Source organism: Streptomyces sp. NRRL S-87, assembly GCF_000719335.1.
GTDB lineage: Bacteria > Actinomycetota > Actinomycetes > Streptomycetales > Streptomycetaceae > Streptomyces.
This window is the reverse complement of sequence record NZ_JOGB01000034.1, coordinates 1-17,854: the sequence shown is the minus strand read 5'-3', so window position 1 is coordinate 17,854 and position 17,854 is coordinate 1. Positions and strand designations below refer to the sequence as shown.

Genomic DNA, 17,854 nt, shown 5'->3' with positions numbered 1-17,854 from the left:
GAGCCTGGTTCACGACGGGTCGTTCCCTCGGGTCGGGGGTGGGTACGACCAGCGACAACCGGCCGGCCCGGGGGGCTATTCCCGCCGCGGCGCGGGTGCGCCCGAACGGCGGCGTGCGGGTGGGGGCAGGGGGGTGATTCTGGGGTGAGTGAGGTGGGCGGGCTCGCTTCGGGGCCGTCCCGTGGTGTGTGGGTCCCCTCGGCGCTTCCCACACACCACGGGACGGCGACTCCCGCGCGGTCGGCGTCCCCGCATGCGCCTACGTCCCGAGGTACGCCTCCCGCACCGCGGGGTCGGCCCGCACCCGTGCCGGGGTGCCCTCGGCGAGCACCGTGCCCAGGTCGAGCACCACGACCCGGGTGCAGAGTTCCATCACGAAGGCCACGTTGTGCTCCACCAGCAGCACCGCGCAGCCCTCGTCCGCCAGCCGTCGCACCACGGTCGCCAGCCGTTCCCGTTCCGGCGCGGACATCCCCGAGGCCGGCTCGTCCAGCAACAGGACCCGGGGCGGGTCGGCCACGGCGCGCGCCAGTTCCGCCATCCGGGCCTGACCGACCGGCAGCGCGGCCGCGTACGCCCGGCCGAGCGCGGCGATCCCGCAGTCGGCCAGCACCGCGGCGGCCCGGGCCCGGCGCCCGCGCGCCAGGGGCCGGCCGCGGCCACCGCGCCACTCCTGGGCGACGAGGAGGTTGTCGGCGACCGTCAGTTGGCCGAAGAGCTGCTGGCGCTGGAACGTGCGGCGCATGCCGTGGCGGGCGCGCCAGACCGGGGAGCGGCGGGTGACGTCGGTGCCGTCGAGGCGCACCGTTCCCGCGTCGGGGCGGCGGATCCCGGACAGGACGTCGAACAGGGTCGTCTTGCCGGCCCCGTTGGGCCCGATCAGGCCGCAGACCTCGCCGCCGCGCAGCCCGAGCGACACCCCGTCGAGGGCCCGTACCCCGCCGAAGCGCACACCGATGCCGTCGGCCTCGAGCACGTACGGCGTGCGCGCGCGGCCCGCGTCCCCGGTGCTCATGCCCTCACCCCCAGGTAGGCCTCGGTCAGCAGGTCGGCCTCCACCTCGGCGCGGGGCCCGCACCACTGGACGCGACCGTCGGCGAGGTAGGCGACGGTGTCGGCCACACCAAGGATCTCGGCGGCCTTCTCCTCGACGAGCAGCAGCGCGGTGCCGGTCGCGCGGAGCTCGCCGAGGAGGGCGTACACCTCGTTCACCACGCGCGGCGCCAGGCCGAGCGAGGGCTCGTCCGCGACCAGGACCCGTGGCGGGCGCTGGAGCAGCGGGGCGAGGGCGAGCAGCTGTTGTTCGCCGCCGGACAGGGCGCCCGCGGGGGTGCGTCGCCGGGCGGCAAGCCGCGGGAACCGCTCGTACACGCATGCGCGCTCGTCGGGGTGGCCGAGGTGGAGCGCGAGGTTGTCCTCGACGCTCAGGGCGGGGAAGACCCCCCGGCCTTCGGGGGCCAGCAGGACCCCGGCACGGGCCCTGCGCACCGCCCCGTGCCGGGTGACGTCGCGCCCGCCGAGGTGCACGGTGCCGCGCGCGGCGGCGAGCGCGCCGGCGGCCAGCCGGCAGGCGGTGCTCTTTCCGGCCCCGTTGGGCCCGAGGACCGCGAGGATCTCCCCTGCGCGCACGCCGAGGTCCACCCCGCGGAGCACGGATCCGCCGTCGTAGCCGGCCCATACGCCGCGCAGTTCCAGCGCGTACGGGGAGTGCGGGGAGTGGGGGGAGTGCGGGGAGTGCCGGGCGTTCGGGTTCGCCGGCGGGTCCGGTTCGTCCGGGGCGTTTCGGACGTCGGCCGCGGCCGGGGCCGGCGGGCCGGGCGGGGCGGTAGCCGGCCGCGCCATCGGCACCGTCGCCGTGGCCGTGGCCGCCCCGACGACCCCTGCTGCACCGACACCCTCCGCCGCCGTGCCCCCGCCCTCCTCCGGCCCGACGGCCTCCGCCGCGTCCAGGCGTCGGCGGCGGCGGGCGGCCAGGCGGAGGGGGACGGCCGCGACGTAGCCGTCGGGGTCGTTGGCCAGGGCCAGGCCGGCCAGGCCGAAGAGGATCACCGGGAGATGGGCCGAGGAGGTCACCCACTCCGACAGGACGTGCGGTGCCAGGGCGTACACCAGGCCCGCCACCACCGCGTACTGCGGTCGACGCACCCCGGCGGCGACCACGACGGCCAGCCACACCAGTCCCGTCATCGCCGTGAAGTCCGTGGCCGTGACCCGGGTGTTGTACGAGGCGTACAGCACGCCCCCGAAACCCGCCAACCCCGCCGAGACCGCGAACAGCAGCAGCTGCGTGCGCACCACCGAGACGCCCGAGGCCATCGCGGCCGCCGGGGCCGAGCGGACCGCCAGCACGGCCCGCCCCCACGACGAGTCCCGGAGGGCGGTCAGGCCCCAGCAGGCCAGCGCCACGAGGACCAGCACCGTCACCCCGAAGGCCCGGTCGTCGCCCAGGTCCACGGGTCCGACCACGGGGCGCGGCAGCGCCCAGCCGGCGTCGCCGTTGCGCAGCCACCCGAGCTGGAAGAGCACCTGGTCGGCCAGGAAGGCCAGGGCCAGGGTCGCGAGCGCGAGCGAACGCCCGCCGCCCAGGCGCAGGGCGGGCAGTGCCACGAGCGCGCCGAGCAGGGCCGCCGCGCCCGTACCGGCGAGCAGCGCCAGGACGAACGGCCAGCCGTGGCCCATCAGCAGGCCGGCCACCAGCGCCGCGCCCGTCACGAACGCGGCCTGCGCGAGCGAGACCATCGCCCCGAGACCGGTGACCACCGTGATCGACATGAAGACCAGGCCGAGGGCCAGTCCCTGGGCGAGCAGGCCGCTCCAGAAGGGGGTGGTGACCGTGTACAGGGCCAGGCCGGCCAGCAGCCCCGCCACCGACCAGGCGCCCCAGCGCCGCCTCCAGGAGGCCCCGGCCAGGTGGTCGGCGGGCGGCGCGTCCGCCACGGCCACCCCCGCCGTCCGCTGCCGCCGCGCCAGCACCAGCAGGCCCGCGAACAGGATGAGGAAGGGCACCGCCGTGCGGAACCCCGTCACCCGCTCGGCGAAGGACGCGTACCCGGCGACCAGGTTCTGTACGACGCCCAGCCCCAGCCCCGCCGCGAAGGCCACCGGCACCGAGGCGAACCGCCCCAGCACCGCGGCCGTCGCCGACACGAACAGGAACAGGGTGTAGTCGTGGGCGGACAGCCCCAGCAGGGGTCCGGCCAGCACCCCGGCCAGCCCCGCCAGGCCCGAGGCCAGCATCCAGGCCACCGACGACAGCCGGTCCGCGCTGATCCCGCGCAGCTCCGTCAGTCCGCGGTCGTCCACCGCCGCCCGCAGCCGCAGCCCGAGCCGGGTGTGCCGCAGCAGCACCCACAGCCCGGCGGCCGCCGCGGCCGTGGCCACCCACGTGATGAGCTGGTCGGAGTCCACGCCCACGCCCGCCACCGGCTGCCAGGACCGGGCCGGACTCGGCCCGATCCCCGGCAGCCCGAACTGGTTCTCCGCGGGCAGTACGCCCGGCACGCCCGCGTCCGTGAGCAGCTCCACGACCCACAGCCCGGCGGCCGGCAGCGCGACCAGCAGGCCGATCGTGGCCGTGATCTGCGCCGTGGGGCCGACCCGCGCGAGCTTGCGGAACATCAGCCGGTCCAACGCCCACCCGAGGCCCGGCGCGAAGCCGGCCACCACCAGCAGCGCGACGGGCACGGCCGGCCAGCCGAGCCCCGAGTGCAGCTCGTAGAAGGCCAGGGCGCAGAGGAACGCGGTCGCCCCGTGCGCGAAGTTGAACAGGCCCGACGCGGAGTACGACAGCACCAGCCCCGTGGCCAGCAGGGCGTACAGCGCGCCCGAGACCAGTCCGCTCAGTACGAAACCCAGCAGGTCCGCCATCGACCGGCCCGCCCCCTTACCGGAAGGGGACCGGCGGGTAGCAGGTGAAGGGCACCGCGACCCGGTACGAGCCGCCCTTCAGCTGCACCAGCGCCCCGCAGCCGAAGCTCTCCTTCTGCCCCCTGGGCTCGGCCCGGTCGCCGACCAGCGTCCCGGTGTCGGCGAAGCCGGCCGCGGCGGCCTGGAAGCTCTCGGGGGTGAGGTCCTTGCCGGCCTTGGCCGCGATGGCGAGGAACAGGTCCGCCGACATGTAGCCGGTCAGCATGTGCATGTTCAGCGGGACGTCCTTCCCGCCCGCCGCCCTCTTGATGTCGGCCTTGAACCGCGTCATCTTCGGGTCGTCCTGTTCGAAGGGCATGAACTGCAGGAGCACGTACGTCCCGTCCAGGGCCTGCCGCGTCGCGTCCTTGGCCAGGAGACCGGGGTCGTAGTCCGTCGGGTCCGTGAGGACGCCCTGGTAGCCGGCCCGCTTGAGGGCGGTGAAGAGCCCGATGTTGTTCGGCGTCTGCATCACCGAGACCACCGCGTCCGGCGCCCCGCCGCCGTCACCGCGCAGGATGTCCTTCACGTACGCCGACCAGTCCGTCGGCACCGAGGCGGCGGGCACCGACGGCTTGGCGTACGCGACCTTGAACCCGGCCTTCGCGAAGCCCAGGCCGAAGGTGCGGACGCCGAACTTGCCGGCGTCGCTGTCGTTGGCGATGATCGCCACCGACTTGCCGGCCGCACCGCCCAGCACCTTGGCGATGCCCTCCGGCCAGGTCTGGTTGAGGGTGCCGCCCGGGGTCGGGACGAGGCAGCCGTTGAACCCGTAGACGTACTTCGGTCCGCAGAAGGCCGGGGTGGTGCCCCAGCCGAACGTCGGCACCTTCGACCGCTCCAGGAACTCGGCGCCGGCGAAGGTCACCGAGCTCATCGGCGCCACCGCGAACACCCCGTCCTGCTGGACGGCCATGCGGGCCGCCGCCATGTTCCGGGCCGGGTCCTGGCCGTCGTCCTGCGCCCCGAGGTACTCGATCTTCCGGCCGGCCACCCCGCCCTCGGCGTTGGCCCGCAGGTAGCGGGCCCGGGCGCCGAGGTCCGTGTCCTTCTTGCTGTAGCCGCTGGCGGTGGTCATCGACACGATCCCGCCCACCCGGATCGCGTCGGCGGTCACCCCGCGCACGGCACCGCCCTCCCTGCCGTCCGCCCCCGAGGACCCGTTGGACGCGGAGTTGCAGGCGGCGGAGCCGAAGGCGAGCACGAGGGCCGCCGCGGACGCGGCGAGAGCGCGGAGCGGTCGCGACGGTCGCGAGGTGCGCAGCATGAATGGGGTCCCTCCGGTCGGATTCCCCGCATTCTGGATGCGACCTGATGAACCGTCAATAACTGATGGTCCGTCAATTATGGCGGACCCGGACTGGCGGAGGCCCGGGCGGTGCCGTTGCCCCCTGTCGCGGTCCGGTGGGTCCGGTTCGGGCCTCGCGGGTCAGGAGTCCCCGGCGTCCAGGCGGTCCGCGGAGCGGAGCAGGTACTCGGGCAGCTTCGAGCGGGCGTCCAGGACCTCGATGCCGACGAGTCGGCCCCGCTCGTCAAAGTCGAGGTTGATCATGCCGTCGACGCCCGCCGGGTCGCAGGGGTACATGTGCGCGGACCGCACGCGGGCCTGCGGCTCGGTGAAGTAGACGTACGCCGCGTTCGCGGTCTCGTCGTAGGTGACCTTGAGGTCTGCCACGGTGCGCCGGCTCCCTTCGCGCGGACGGTCTCGTTACCGCCCCCACCCCGGGAGGGCCCGGTCGGGGGTCGGGGGCGAACGCAGAAGACCCCCTGCCGAAGCAGGGGGTCTTCTCGCTGGTGTCCGAGGGGGGACTTGAACCCCCACGCCCGATAAAGGGCACTAGCACCTCAAGCTAGCGCGTCTGCCATTCCGCCACCCGGACTAGGTGACCGCCCCGGTTCCCCGCGGCGACATGGAAAACAATACCAGGGGTTCGGAGTGCTCTTCACCCGCATATCCGGAGGTCAGCCCCCTGCGCGGGCCGCGCGCCCGGTCAGCGGTGGCCCCCGCGGCCCTGGGTGTACGAGGCGTCGCCACCCGGGTGCGCAGCGTGCGGGCCGCAGTGGCCCGGGGTACGGGCCCCGGCGCGGGCGGTGCCGGGGTCGCCCTGGTGGGCCCGGAGCCACGGGACCGAGTGGGCCGACGGGTGGCACGAGGCGCGCGCCGCGTGGTGCGGGAGCGCGACCCGGAGGATCCGGTCTCCGCCGGTGCTGCGCACGACGTACCCGAAGGCGCCCGTGTCCGCCGAGTGCCGCTCGGCGGCCTTCGCGGCCCGGGCGGCTCCCTTGCCGTCCGCGGTGGCGGCGACGGTACCGGACACCGAGGCGGAACCGGCGTCGGACCCGGGCGACGGCGCGGCGTACGCGGCGGACACGGCCGCCGGGCTCCGGTGCTGGTACCAGTCGGCCGCCGCCGGGACGGCGACGGCGGCGCCGAAGCCCACGCCGATGACGACGGTGGCGGTGGTCAGGGCGACGGACCTGCGGTTCATGGGGAGGGGCCTCCGGGACCGGGACGGCGTGAGCGGACCCCTCCATGGTCGGGCCCGGAACCCCTCCGGGGCGTCACCCCGAGGGACCAATGTGGGTACGACCGCAGGTCTACTACCGGAGGGGGACTCCGGCTACGGACAGCGGATGACCTGGCCCGCGTACGAGAGGTTGCCGCCGAACCCGAAGAGCAGCACCGGAGCGCCCGACTCCACCTCTCCGCGCTCGACGAGCTTCGACAGGGCCATCGGGATGCTGGCGGCGGAGGTGTTGCCGGACTCGGTCACGTCCCGCGCGACGACGGCGTTCACGGCGCCGATCCGCTGGGCCACGGGCTCGATGATCCGCAGGTTCGCCTGGTGCAGGACGACGGCCGCGAGCTCCTCGGGCGTCACGCCCGCCCGCTCGCACACCTTCCGCGCGATCGGCGGCAGCTGGGTGGTCGCCCACCGGTAGACGGACTGGCCCTCCTGGGCGAAGACCGGCGGGGTTCCCTCGATGCGGACCGCGTGGCCCATCTCCGGGACCGAACCCCACAGCACCGGGCCGATGCCCGCCTCCGAGCCCTCCGGCACGGCCTCGACCACCGCGGCGCCCGCGCCGTCGCCGACCAGCACGCACGTGGTCCGGTCGGTCCAGTCCGTCACCTCGGTCATCTTGTCGGCGCCGATGACCAGCGCCCGGGTGGCCGAGCCGGCCCGGATCGCATGGTCCGCGGTGGCCAGGGCGTGGGTGAACCCGGAGCACACGACGTTGATGTCCATGACCGCGGGGGAGCCCATCCCGAGGCGCGCGGCGACCCGCGCGGCCATGTTGGGGGAGCGGTCGACGGCGGTGGAGGTGGCCACCAGGACCAGGTCGACGTCGGCGGCGGTGGCGCCCGCCTGGGCCAGTGCCTTGGCGGCGGCCTCCGCGGCCAGCAGGTCCACCGGCTCGTCGGGGCCCGCTACACGCCGGGTCCGGATCCCGACCCGCGTGCTGATCCACTCGTCGCTGGTGTCGACCATGGCGGCGAGCTCACCGTTGGTCAGGGTCTTGGCGGGCTGGTAGTGGCCCAGGGCGACGACGCGTGAACCGGTCATGGGCGGGATCCCCCTTTGGATGTGCAGGAATTTCCCAGCTTTGCCTGCTACCGATGGGTATGAGGGCACGTGATCCGACAGGAATCGGCCGAGGTGTTGTGGACCTTCCACAAGATCCCCAGGTAGGGGGCCGCCGACGACCACGGTTCCGTGCAGGACAATGTGGGGGCAAGGGCGCCGGAGGGCGCCGCGCGTGCCGAGGGAGTGGGCTGATCGCCATGGGACGGGTCACCGAGCGACGTCGGGTCGTCAGGATCCGGGACGGGGTCGCCTCGGTGCGGCCGGACACGCTGGTCGCCGAGGAACCGCTGGAGATACGCCTGAACGGCAAGCCGCTGGCGATCACCATGCGCACCCCCGGCGACGACTTCGCCCTGGCTGCCGGCTTCCTCGTCAGCGAGGGCGTCATCGCCCGCGCGGAGGACGTGCGGTCGATCGTCTACTGCGCCGGGGCGACGGAGGACGGCAGCAACACCTACAACGTGGTGGACGTCCGGCTGGCCCCGGACGTCCCGGTGCCGGACTCGGGCCTGGAGCGGAACGTGTACACCACGTCCTCCTGCGGCCTGTGCGGCAAGGCGAGCCTGGACGCGGTACGGACCGCGACCCGCTTCCCGGGCACCGCCGCCGACCCGGTCCGGGTCTCCCCGCAGGTACTGACCGAGCTGCCCGACCGGCTGCGCGCGGCGCAGCGCGTCTTCGACCGGACCGGGGCCCTGCACGCGGCGGGGCTGTTCTCCGCGGAGGGCGAGCTCCTCGACCTGCGGGAGGACGTGGGCCGGCACAACGCCGTCGACAAGATCGTCGGCCGGGCGCTCCAGGACGGCCGGCTCCCGCTGACCGGCGCGGTCCTGCTGGTGTCGGGCCGGGCGTCGTTCGAACTCGCGCAGAAGGCCGTGATGGCCGGCATCCCGGTGCTCGCGGCCGTCTCGGCGCCGTCCTCGCTGGCCGTGGACCTCGCCGTGGAGTCGGGCCTGACCCTGGTGGGCTTCCTGCGCGGCACCTCGATGAACGTCTACGCCGGCGAGCACCGGCTCACCCCCGTGGGCCCGCTTTCCCCCGAGGGCCTGGCAGTCGTCCCGGCGCCGTAGCGGCGCCGGTCGCAGCGCCCGCTCGGATGCGGCTTCCTACCGACGGGGCCCGCGCTGGGCCGCCGGGACCTCTCGCCGAAGCTCGGGTCAAGCGCGGAGGGGACCCACGCACCACGGGACGCCCCCCTGACCGGCCTCTCCGCAGTATCGGGCCCTATCGGCGCCGGCGCGCCCCGCGCCCCTTCGACTTCGCTTTCGCCCTTTCCCGCGTCTCCCCGCCCTCGGCCGGCGCCGGGAACAGGCTGAGCTCCACCGTCGCCGGTACCGGGGCGATGCCGGGGCCGCCCGCGGCCGCCCAGGCCAGCACGTCCTCGGTGGCGTCCCCGTCCAGGGCCCAGCCGACCCACGCGGCCCGGGCGCCCGTGCGCCGGGCCTCGGCCGAGGGCTGGACCACGATCACGTTGGCCCGCTCGCAGGGCCCCAGGCAGTCGCTCGTACGGACGGCCAGCGTGCCCCCCGACTCCGCCGCGGCCGCCCGCAGCCGGGCCAACTGGCCCTCGTGGTCGGCCCCGGGGTTCTTGTTCGGGTCGCCGCAGCAGCAGCCGCGGCACACCACGAGCGTGCAGGGGCGCGCGCCGGCGGCGGGGCGGAAGCCGGTGAGGGACGGCTGTACTGAGGCCGGGGTGGTGGGGCCGACGGCGGGCGCGGCGGATCGTATCCGGGTCACCACCGCACGTTATCGGCCCGCGGTGCCCCCCTGCCGGAGGGGCGCCGAGATCTCCGCCACACCCCCGCGCGGGAGCCCGCCGCCCGGCGGGTCGGCGGCCCGACGCCGGGCGATGACCGCGCAGACCATCAGCTGCATCTGGTGGAACAGCATCAGCGGGAGCACCGCCAGGCTCGCGTGCGCCCCGAACAGCACGCTCGCCATGGGCAGTCCGGCCGCCAGGCTCTTCTTCGAACCGGCGAACTGGATCGCGATCCGGTCCTCCCGGCCGAAGCCGAGGCGGCCGGCCCCGTACCAGGTCAGCGTCAGCGCCACGGCCAGCAGCACGGCCTCGACGAGCAGCAGCGCACCCAGCCGGGCCGGGCTGACCTGATGCCAGACACCGGCCGACATGCCGGCGCTGAAGGCGGCGTAGACGACGAGCAGGATCGAGCCCCGGTCGACGTAGCCGAGGACCTTCCTGTGCCGCACCAGGAACCCGGAGACCCAGCGGCGCAGGACCTGCCCGGCCAGGAAGGGCAGCAGCAGCTGTACGACGATCTTCACCAGGGCGTCGAACGAGAACCCGCCGCCGTCCGAGCCGAGCAGCAGCCCCGCCAGGAGCGGCGTCAGCACGATCCCGGCCAGGCTGGAGAAGGAGCCGGCGCAGATCGCTGCGGGCACGTTGCCGCGGGCGATCGAGGTGAAGGCGATCGAGGACTGGATCGTGGACGGGACCAGGCAGAGGAAGAGCAGGCCGCCGTAGAGCGGGGGTGTCAGCACGTGCGGCACCAGGCCGCGGGCGGCCAGGCCCAGCAGCGGGAAGACGGCGAAGGTGCACAGCAGCACGGTGAGGTGCAGCCGCCAGTGCCGCAGGCCGTCGAGCGCTTCGCGGGTCGAGAGCCGGGCGCCGTAGAGGAAGAACAGCAGGGCGACCGCGCCGGTGGCGGCGCCGTCCGCGGCGGCGGCCGCGCTCCCGCGCGCGGGCAGCAGCGCGGCCAGCCCCACGGTGCCGAGGAGGGCCAGGACGTACGGGTCCAGCGGCAGCCGGGCGGGTATCCGGAACATCCGTGGGCGGGGCATGGGCGCTTCTCCTGCGGTACGGGGACCCGGCCATCGTCCCCCGGGAACCGGCCATCGGGAAACCCGCACACTGCACTCACTGTAATCGCAGATCGTGATAACGCGACGTCATCGCGGATCGTGATAACGCTTGCTGAGAACGCCCGCCCGGGGCCGGGGGTACGGTCGGACCGTGGCAGGCACCCTGTACGACCCGGTCCAGCTGCGCACGTTCCTCACGGTCGCGCAGACGCTCAGCTTCACGCAGGCCGCCCGCCGGCTCGGGCTGCGCCAGTCGACGGTCAGCCAGCACGTGCGCCGGCTGGAGGAGGCCACCGGGCGCCAGCTGTTCAGCCGGGACACACACACCGTCGAGGTGACCGAGGACGGCGAGGCCCTGCTCGGCTTCGCCCGCACCATCCTGGAGGCCCACGAGCGGGCCACGGCCTTCTTCACCGGCACGCGGCTGCGCGGCCGGCTGCGCTTCGGTGCCTCGGAGGACTTCGTGCTGACCCGGCTGCCGGAGATCCTCGTGGCCTTCCGGCAGGAGCACCCGGAGGTGGACCTGGAGCTCACCGTCGAGCTGTCCGGGACCCTGCACGAGCGGTTGGACGAGGGCCGGCTGGACCTGGTGCTGGCCAAGCGCCGCACCCCGCCGGGCGGGGCGGACGGGGCGGGCGGGGCGGCCGGGGCCCGCGGGGCGGCCGGGGCCCGCGCGACCGTGGCAGGGCCGGCCGCGGACCGGGTGCTCGGGGCCGGGGCGTCCGGGTCGGGTGGCGACGAGCGCGGACGGCTGGTGTGGCGGGACCGGATGGTGTGGATCGGGGCGGACGGGCTGCGGATGGACCCCGAGCGCCCGGTGCCGCTGATCGTCTTCCCGCCGCCGGCCATCACCCGGGCCCGCGCGCTGGAGGTCCTGGAGCGCGCCGGCCGGCCCTGGCGGATCGCCTGTACGAGCGGCAGCCTGAGCGGTCTGGTCGCGGCGGCCCGTGCCGGCTTGGGCGTGATGGCCCACACGCGTGGGCTGATCCCGCCGGGGCTGGTGCGGGTGTCCGCGGAGCGGGCGGGGCTTCCGGAGCTGGGCGAGGTGGAGTTCGTCCTCCTCGCGGGCCGCGGTGGCGGGGCGGGCGGCGCGGCCGCCGAGGCACTGGCCGCGGCGATCCTCTCGGGCGCGGACCGGCTCGGTCCGGGCCGCCTCGGGTCGTGACGCGTGGGGTTCACCGGCTGAGGGGCCGTCCCACATGCCCTCCTGCCTGCGGCGACGTCCGGACGTGCGAGCGCGGTACAGATCCCGTGGAGGTTTGGCGGTGCCGGGGGCGGGGCGCTGACCAGTGGTGATGGGTTCTCAGCGGATACGACGGATCTTGCGCCGCGGGTCCCCTGCGCGGTGCCGCGTGGGGTACCGTCGCGGCCCTGTGCGGAGAGGAGGGGTGCCTTGCGCGAGTACACCGTCCCACCCGTGGTCACGGCCCCGCCGGTGGGCGGGTTGGCCGACGTCGTCTTCGACCACGCCCTCGACGACCCCGACCGGGTGGTGCTCGGCCGCCGGGTCCCGGACGGGGGCTGGCAGGACGTCACCTCCGCTGGCTTCCGCGACGAGGTGCTGGCGCTCGCCAAGGGCCTGCTCGCGCAGGGGATCCGCTTCGGCGACCGGGTCGCCATCATGGCGCGGACCCGGTACGAGTGGACGCTCTTCGACTTCGCCCTCTGGGCCGTCGGTGCGCAGCCGGTCCCCGTCTACCCCACCTCCTCGGCCGAGCAGGTGTACTGGACGCTCTACGACGCCGGGGTGAGCGCCTGCGTGGTGGAGAACGAGGACCAGGCCATGACGGTCGGCTCCGTCGTCGACCGGCTGCCGCAGCTGGCCCGGCTCTGGCAGCTGGACGCGGGCGCGGTGGCCGAACTGGTCGCGGCGGGCGCCCCCGTGGCGGACGAGGTGGTGCACCGGCACCGGCGGGCGGTGACCCCGGACGCGGTGGCGACGGTGATCTACACCTCCGGCACCACCGGCCGTCCCAAGGGCTGCGTGCTGACCCACGCGAACTTCATGTACGAGACGGACACCATGGTGGCCCGCTGGGAGCCGGTGTTCCGCGCCAAGCCGGACGACGAGCCGTCCACGCTGCTGTTCCTGCCGCTGGCCCACGTCTTCGGCCGGATGGTGGAGGTGGCGGCGATCCGGGCGCGGGTGAAGCTGGGCCACCAGCCGGTGCTGTCGGCCGAGCGGCTGCTGCCCGACCTGGCGTCGTTCCGGCCGACGTTCTTCCTCGCCGTGCCGTACGTCTTCGAGAAGGTGTTCGCGGCCGCGCGGCGCCGGGCGGAGGCCGAGGGGCGGGGCGGCCCGTTCGAGCGGGCGGTGGAGACGGCCGTACGGTACGCCGAGGCCCGCGAGCAGCGCAGCCTCGGGCAGGGCCCGGGGCCGTCAGCGGCGCTGCGGGTGCAGCACCAGGTGTTCGAGAAGCTCGTGTACGCGAAGGTGCGCGAGGCCATGGGCGGCCGGGTGCGGCACGCGATGTCCGGGGGCTCGGCCATGTCGCGGCGGCTGGGGCTGTTCTTCGACGGGGCGGGCGTCACGGTCTTCGAGGGGTACGGACTGACCGAGTCGTGCGCGGCGGCCACCGCCAACCCGCCCGGGGCGACGAAGTACGGCACGGTCGGCCCGCCGATCCCCGGCACCACGGTGCACATCGCCGAGGACGGCGAGGTGTGGCTGCACGGGCGGCACGTCTTCGCGGGGTACCTCAACGACCCGCGCGCCACGGGCGAGGTGCTGCGGGAGGGCTGGCTGGCGACCGGGGACCTGGGGCGACTGGACGGGGACGGGTACCTGACGATCACCGGGCGGAAGAAGGAGATCCTGGTGACCTCGGGCGGCAAGTCGGTCTCGCCGGGCGCGCTGGAGGAGCGGGTGCGCTGCCACCCGCTCGTCGCGCAGTGCATCGTGCTCGGCAACGACCGGCCGTACGTGGCGGCCCTCCTCACCCTCGACCCCGAGGGCGTGGCGCACTGGCTGGCCATGCGGGGGCGGCCCGCGCTGGGCCCGGCGCAGCTGGTGCAGGACCCGGAGCTGACGGCGGAGGTGCGCCGGGCGGTGGTGGCGGCGAACACGCTCGTCTCGCGCGCCGAGGGGATCCGGACCTTCCGGGTGCTGGCCGAACAGTTCACCGAGCAGGACGGGTTGCTGACGCCCTCGCTGAAGCTCAAGCGGCGGGCGATCGAGAAGGCGTACGCGGTGGAGGTCGCGGCCCTCTACCCCGAGTGAGTCCGGGCGTACCGGGTACGGCCGTTCGGGGTCCGCCGCGTCGTGGCGCACGGGGCGGCGCGGGGGCGGGCGATCAGGCTGGGGGCGGGCTCGCTCGCACCGGGCCCCTACCAGCCCGATCGAGGAGGAGCGGATGACCAACGGCATCGTCGAGCGGTTCCTGCACGCCCTGAGCCCGGCCCACCGGGAGGTCGTCGAGAAGGAGCCGCGCGAGCGGCAGGAGGAGCTCGCCGAGGCGTGGGAGGAGGAGCTCAGGGACGATGCCGAGCTGTTCGTCGAGGACGAGCTGTCCCCGCCCGCCGCGGAGAGCGAGGCGGCGGCCCGGGTGTACCGCCGGACGTACGAGTAGCACCGCGCCCTCCGGCATCCGCCCGTGCGCCTCCGGCGTCCCCCGGCGCCCGCCCCGCCCGTGCAGGCATCCGCCGGTGTGCCTCCGGCATCCGCTGGCGCCCCGCCCGGCCCCGCCCCGCCCCGCCGACCGGCCGTACGGGTGTCCGAATCCCACCGTCATCGGGTATTTTCGCGGCGCGGGGACTGAGGAGTGCGGGGCGCGGGGCGCGGGGGCGGTCCGGGAGGGGTGGTCGTGGTGGACCGGCGGAACGTGGTGACCGGAGTGCTGTGCGCGGCGGCGGCGGTCGCGGTCTCGGCCGCGATGACCCTGGTGGTCCCGCCGCAGGAGGCGGTCTCCGGGCCCGGTGACCGGCCGGTCCGGGCCGGGTCCGGAGCGGGCGCCGCCGTACCCGCACCGACCGCGTCGCGGGCCGTACCGACCGCTCCGCAGGCCGCGCCGCGGCCCTTCGGGGCGGCCACCCTCCCCACCGTCGGCACCCCGATACCGACGAAGGGGCCGACCGACGCCCGCGCGGTGTTCACCGGGGCCCTGTTCAAGGACGACCTGGCCGGCGGGCACTTCTGCTCGGCCACCGTGGTGCGCAGCCCCGGCCGGGACCTGATCGTCACGGCCGGCCACTGCCTGACGCCCGGCGCCCCCGAGGGTGAGACCACGGTGTTCGCGCCCGGCTACGCCGACGGCAAGGCCCCGTACGGCACGTGGCGCGTCGCGGAGGTCTTCGAGGACCGCCGGTGGACCGACGGCGAGGACGACGACTACGACCTCGCCTTCGCGCGGCTGGAGCCGGACGCCCGGGGCCGCCGCGTCGAGGACGTCACCGGCGGCGCGCCGCTCGACACCTCCGGCCGCACGGCCGAGGAGGTGACCGTGACCGGCTACCCCACCGACCGCAACGTCCCCCGCACCTGCACGGCCGTCTCCGTCAAGGAGAGCGACACGGTCCAGCGCTTCGACTGCGCGGACTTCCCCGTCGGCACCAGCGGCTCGGCCTGGATCGCCGCGGACGGGAAGATCGTCGGCGTGCTCACCGGAGGGGACACCGACGACCAGTCCACGAGCACCGTGCTCGGCACGTACGCCGCCGAGCTCTACCGGCGCGCCACGGCCCGCTGACCGCTGACCGCTGGCTGTCGCCCGGCCGGCCGGTCGCCCGGTCGCCCGGCAGCCCGGCAGCCTGGTGGAACATCGGCGAGGCGACGTTCAGCAGCCCTGACCCGTCGACAGGGAGGCGCAGACGGCCGCGACCACGTGCCCGTACGGGGTGCCGCTCTCCGCCAGGGCCAGCCGCAGCAGTTCGAGACCGGCCCGGTGCTCGCGCAGCAGCGTCACGTCCCCGGTCTGGGCGGTGAACTCCAGCACGGCGGGCAGGAAGTCCGGCAGTTCCTCGTCGCTGAACTCCAGCCCGTGCCGCCGGTAGGCCTCCTTGAAGCGGAGGAGCGACTCGCCGCGCCGCCGGGTGTCGCCGTCGGTCCACCAGCTCAGGTACAGGCTGTGCTTGTTCTTGAAGTCGAACACCCGCACGTAGTGCGCCGCGAGTTCGTCGGGCGGCACGGACTCGGCGAAGTCGAGGTAGCCGTGCAGGGCGGGCGCGGCGGCCCGCAGCAGCGGCAGCCGCTCCTGGAACGCCTCGTCGGGGTACGTCAGGCACAGGGCCGCCGCCTGGTGCAGGACGGCGGGCTCGGCCGCGGGGCTGCCCGGCCGGGCGGTGGTGCGGGGGCCGCTGTTCATGGGGCTCTCCTCCTCCGTCGTGTCGGCAGACCGCCGACTGAACCGTCCGGTCCGCAGCAGCAGCGGCAGCGGTGTCGGCTCCGTCGTCGACTCCTGTACTCGGCCCCCCGTCGTGGACGCCCCTGGAGGTCCGTCCGATCCACCGGCACTCCGTCACTCGGTGCGGTCCTCCCAGTCTTGGACGGCGGGCCGGGAGCGGCGTCCGGGGCACGACCGACCGGGTGAGGGCCCCGGCGGGCGCCCGGCCCTGCCGCCCGGTCCCGTCAGCCGGACCCTGCCGCCCGGTCCCGTCAGCCGGACGCGTCAACGGGCGGGCCCCGGCGCGTGTCGATCCGGCACCGTGATCGTTTCTCCTCCCGGAGCCACCACCAGGTGCGCGACCGTACGGGGAGGAGACGCGGTGACCGCTAGGCAGTACCTCGCCGGGGTGGGGCTGATCGTCGCCCTCGCTCCGGTGCCCGCGCACGCGGCGACCGGTCCGCCGGACGCCGGCCGGTACGGCGCCACGGACGACGCGGTCGTCCGGATGGACCACGACGGTACGGAGCCGCACGGCGGGGGGACGGAGCGCGAGCGGCCACACGGCGGGGGGACGGAGCGCGGCGGTCCGGACCATGGCGGTTCGGGTGGCGGCAGTTCGGGCCGTGGCGGTTCGGGTGGCGGCAGTTCGGGCCGTGACGAGTCGGGTGGCGGAGGTTCGGGTGGCGGAGGAGCGCGCCGCGACCGCGACTGCCATCCCGCCCCGGACCCCGTCCCGCCGGCGCCCAGGCCCGAGCCGGACCCGGAGCCGGTCCCGGTCCCGGATCCCGCCCGACCGGCGCCGGGGCCGGTGGCCACCCCGCTCCCGCCGCGGCCGAGCGTGCCGCCGGAGCCGGCCGTGCCCCTCCCCCCACCGCCCGCGCAACGGCCCGCTCCCGTGACGCCGCCGCCCGCGGACAGGCCCGTACCCGGGGCCCCGCTGCCGGCGGATCCCGTGCCGTACCCGGCGCCGTCCGCTCCGCAGGACCCTGCCGAAGCGCCCGTGCCGGTGACCCCGGCGGTGGCGCCCCCGAGGGCCGAGGCCCCGGCGCTCCGGCCGGCGGCCTTCCACGTGCGCCCGTACCGCTCGGTGGTACTGCAGCGGCGCGGCCCGCAGGGGATGTCCACCGTCATGCTCATGGTCGTCGTGACCACCCCGGCCGTCCTCGCGGCGGCCGCGCTGCGGCCCCGCGGGCGGAGCCGCTCCACGCGCTGACCCCGTCCGACCCCGTCCGACCCGACCCCCATCCCACCTCTGGAGCCACCCCGTGTCCGAATGGCTGGTCCTGGCCATCGCCATGGCGCTCGTCTGCGCCGTCGTCCTCGCCTTCACCGTCCTGCGCCACCGCAGAGCGGCCGACGACGAGGACACCAACGAGACCCCCGACGTCATCGAGTACATGACGATGATGGTCGGGGTGGTCTACGCGATCGTCCTCGGCCTGGCCATCGCCGGCGTGTGGGAGGCCCGCGGGGCCGCCGAGGACAACGTGCGCCGCGAAGCGCAGGCCCTGTACGAGGTCACCCAGCGCGTCGACGTCTACCCGGCGGCCGTCCGCGACCGGATCCGCGGAGAAGTGGACGCCTACGTCTCCCACACCGTGAACGTCGACTGGCCGCGCCTGGCCGAGGACCAGGACCCCACCGAGAAGGGCGCTGCCCTGCTGGACCGGCTGCGTACCGACGTCACCCACCAGTCGCCGAGCACCGAACTCCAGGCGCAGGCCTACCAGCCGCTGCTGGACCAGATCTCCACCGCAGACGACGCCCGGCACGCCCGCACCCAGAGCGCGGGCTCGACGCTCCCCGGGGTGGTGTGGTTCGGACTGCTGGTCGGCGGGGTGGTGACGATCGGCCTGATCTTCGCGCTGCAGATCCGCCGCTCGGGGCGTGAGCTGCTGCTGGCGGGCCTGTTCAGTGCCCTGATCGTGTTCCTGCTGTTCCTGGTCTGGAGCTTCGACGCCCCCTTCGGGCGGGACGCCGCCAGCGACTCCGTGGCTCCCTTCCAGGACCTCTTCCCCACCATCGCCCAGGCCGCGGCACCGTAGCCTCGGCGGGTGCGGTCCGGTCCCAGGTGTCGCGGCGGAGCCGGGTGGTGGGGCGCGGCGGGGGCGGGGTGGGCTCGCTTCGTGGGGCCGTCCCGTGGTGTGTGGGTCCCCTCGCCTCTTGACCCGGTATGGCCTGCAGGCCTCCCCCAGCTACCGCTGGGAGGTGCCCCCA

General features: G+C 75.2%; 16 protein-coding genes and 1 tRNA gene. 7 read left to right on the top strand and 10 right to left on the bottom strand.

Annotation, left to right across the window (positions count from 1 at the left end; all coding sequences use genetic code 11):
* Positions 1 to 259: 259 nt before the first annotated feature.
* From IF43_RS0121835 to IF43_RS0121805, 7 genes are all read right to left on the bottom strand, one after another.
* Complete coding sequence (locus tag IF43_RS0121835) at positions 260 to 1,015, bottom strand: ABC transporter ATP-binding protein (protein WP_030203259.1); 756 nt, start codon at positions 1,013 to 1,015, stop codon at positions 260 to 262.
* Entirely contained in the window at positions 1,012 to 3,867 is a 2,856-nt protein-coding gene (locus tag IF43_RS0121830) for an ATP-binding cassette domain-containing protein (RefSeq protein WP_030203258.1), read from the bottom strand. Before IF43_RS0121830 ends, IF43_RS0121835 begins: the two co-directional genes overlap by 4 nt.
* 16 nt (positions 3,868 to 3,883) lie before the next feature.
* Positions 3,884 to 5,173, bottom strand: a complete 1,290-nt coding sequence (locus tag IF43_RS0121825) for an ABC transporter substrate-binding protein (RefSeq protein WP_030203255.1) — start codon at positions 5,171 to 5,173, stop codon at positions 3,884 to 3,886.
* Between the two features lie 162 nt (positions 5,174 to 5,335).
* Positions 5,336 to 5,581, bottom strand: coding sequence for a DUF2283 domain-containing protein (locus tag IF43_RS0121820; protein ID WP_030203254.1), 246 nt, complete (start codon positions 5,579 to 5,581; stop codon positions 5,336 to 5,338).
* Positions 5,582 to 5,698: 117 nt separating this feature from the next.
* Positions 5,699 to 5,786: transfer RNA gene (locus tag IF43_RS0121815), tRNA-Leu, on the bottom strand.
* A gap of 111 nt (positions 5,787 to 5,897) precedes the next feature.
* A complete protein-coding gene (locus tag IF43_RS0121810; RefSeq protein ID WP_030203253.1) occupies positions 5,898 to 6,395 on the bottom strand; it encodes a hypothetical protein in 498 nt (165 codons plus the stop codon).
* Between the two features lie 132 nt (positions 6,396 to 6,527).
* Positions 6,528 to 7,475, bottom strand: coding sequence for a beta-ketoacyl-ACP synthase III (locus tag IF43_RS0121805; RefSeq protein WP_030203251.1), 948 nt, complete (start codon positions 7,473 to 7,475; stop codon positions 6,528 to 6,530).
* 218 nt (positions 7,476 to 7,693) lie between these two features.
* Here IF43_RS0121805 and fdhD point away from each other — a divergent pair, with 218 nt between their 5' ends.
* Positions 7,694 to 8,566 carry a formate dehydrogenase accessory sulfurtransferase FdhD gene (gene fdhD, locus IF43_RS0121800; protein ID WP_030203248.1) on the top strand — a complete coding sequence of 291 codons (873 nt, stop codon included), beginning with the start codon at positions 7,694 to 7,696 and terminating at the stop codon, positions 8,564 to 8,566.
* 154 nt (positions 8,567 to 8,720) lie between these two features.
* Here the strand turns inward: fdhD and IF43_RS36730 are convergent, their stop codons facing one another.
* Both IF43_RS36730 and IF43_RS0121790 read right to left on the bottom strand, forming a co-directional pair.
* Positions 8,721 to 9,122 carry a hypothetical protein gene (locus tag IF43_RS36730; RefSeq protein ID WP_051795832.1) on the bottom strand — a complete coding sequence of 134 codons (402 nt, stop codon included), beginning with the start codon at positions 9,120 to 9,122 and terminating at the stop codon, positions 8,721 to 8,723.
* 120 nt (positions 9,123 to 9,242) lie between these two features.
* A complete protein-coding gene (locus tag IF43_RS0121790; RefSeq protein WP_051795804.1) occupies positions 9,243 to 10,295 on the bottom strand; it encodes a bile acid:sodium symporter family protein in 1,053 nt (350 codons plus the stop codon).
* Between the two features lie 184 nt (positions 10,296 to 10,479).
* Here IF43_RS0121790 and IF43_RS42905 point away from each other — a divergent pair, with 184 nt between their 5' ends.
* The 4 genes from IF43_RS42905 to IF43_RS0121765 all read left to right on the top strand — a co-directional run bounded on the left by IF43_RS42905 (position 10,480) and on the right by IF43_RS0121765 (position 15,001).
* On the top strand, positions 10,480 to 11,481 hold the full coding sequence (locus tag IF43_RS42905) for a LysR substrate-binding domain-containing protein (protein WP_037889512.1): 1,002 nt from the start codon (positions 10,480 to 10,482) through the stop codon (positions 11,479 to 11,481).
* Between the two features lie 228 nt (positions 11,482 to 11,709).
* Entirely contained in the window at positions 11,710 to 13,536 is a 1,827-nt protein-coding gene (locus IF43_RS0121775) for a long-chain fatty acid--CoA ligase (RefSeq protein ID WP_030203243.1), read from the top strand.
* A 133-nt stretch (positions 13,537 to 13,669) separates the two neighbouring features.
* Positions 13,670 to 13,885 (top strand): hypothetical protein, encoded by a 216-nt coding sequence (locus IF43_RS0121770; protein WP_030203241.1) that lies wholly within the window; start codon positions 13,670 to 13,672, stop codon positions 13,883 to 13,885.
* Between the two features lie 237 nt (positions 13,886 to 14,122).
* A complete protein-coding gene (locus IF43_RS0121765; RefSeq protein WP_234332428.1) occupies positions 14,123 to 15,001 on the top strand; it encodes a serine protease in 879 nt (292 codons plus the stop codon).
* 87 nt (positions 15,002 to 15,088) lie between these two features.
* On the opposite strand, the gene narJ is transcribed toward IF43_RS0121765, so the two are convergent.
* Positions 15,089 to 15,616 carry a nitrate reductase molybdenum cofactor assembly chaperone gene (gene narJ / locus IF43_RS0121760; protein WP_051795803.1) on the bottom strand — a complete coding sequence of 176 codons (528 nt, stop codon included), beginning with the start codon at positions 15,614 to 15,616 and terminating at the stop codon, positions 15,089 to 15,091.
* A 1,021-nt stretch (positions 15,617 to 16,637) separates the two neighbouring features.
* Here narJ and IF43_RS41750 point away from each other — a divergent pair.
* Together IF43_RS41750 and IF43_RS0121750 are read left to right on the top strand one after the other, a co-directional pair.
* Entirely contained in the window at positions 16,638 to 16,850 is a 213-nt protein-coding gene (locus tag IF43_RS41750; RefSeq protein WP_158939443.1) for a hypothetical protein, read from the top strand.
* Between the two features lie 52 nt (positions 16,851 to 16,902).
* Entirely contained in the window at positions 16,903 to 17,682 is a 780-nt protein-coding gene (locus IF43_RS0121750) for a DUF4239 domain-containing protein (protein ID WP_030203232.1), read from the top strand.
* Positions 17,683 to 17,854: the final 172 nt, after the last annotated feature.

Bases quoted from the DNA above. Each gene is read 5' to 3' on its own strand.
- IF43_RS0121835 (WP_030203259.1), bottom strand. From the start codon at position 1,015: ATGAGCACCGGGGACGCGGGCCGCGCGCGCACGCCGTACGTGCTCGAG.
- IF43_RS0121770 (WP_030203241.1), top strand. From the start codon at position 13,670: ATGACCAACGGCATCGTCGAGCGGTTCCTGCACGCCCTGAGCCCGGCC.
- fdhD (WP_030203248.1), top strand. From the start codon at position 7,694: ATGGGACGGGTCACCGAGCGACGTCGGGTCGTCAGGATCCGGGACGGG.
- narJ (WP_051795803.1), bottom strand. From the start codon at position 15,616: ATGAACAGCGGCCCCCGCACCACCGCCCGGCCGGGCAGCCCCGCGGCC.
- IF43_RS0121825 (WP_030203255.1), bottom strand. From the start codon at position 5,173: ATGCTGCGCACCTCGCGACCGTCGCGACCGCTCCGCGCTCTCGCCGCG.
- IF43_RS0121810 (WP_030203253.1), bottom strand. From the start codon at position 6,395: ATGAACCGCAGGTCCGTCGCCCTGACCACCGCCACCGTCGTCATCGGC.
- IF43_RS0121830 (WP_030203258.1), bottom strand. From the start codon at position 3,867: ATGGCGGACCTGCTGGGTTTCGTACTGAGCGGACTGGTCTCGGGCGCG.
- IF43_RS0121790 (WP_051795804.1), bottom strand. From the start codon at position 10,295: ATGCCCCGCCCACGGATGTTCCGGATACCCGCCCGGCTGCCGCTGGAC.
- IF43_RS0121805 (WP_030203251.1), bottom strand. From the start codon at position 7,475: ATGACCGGTTCACGCGTCGTCGCCCTGGGCCACTACCAGCCCGCCAAG.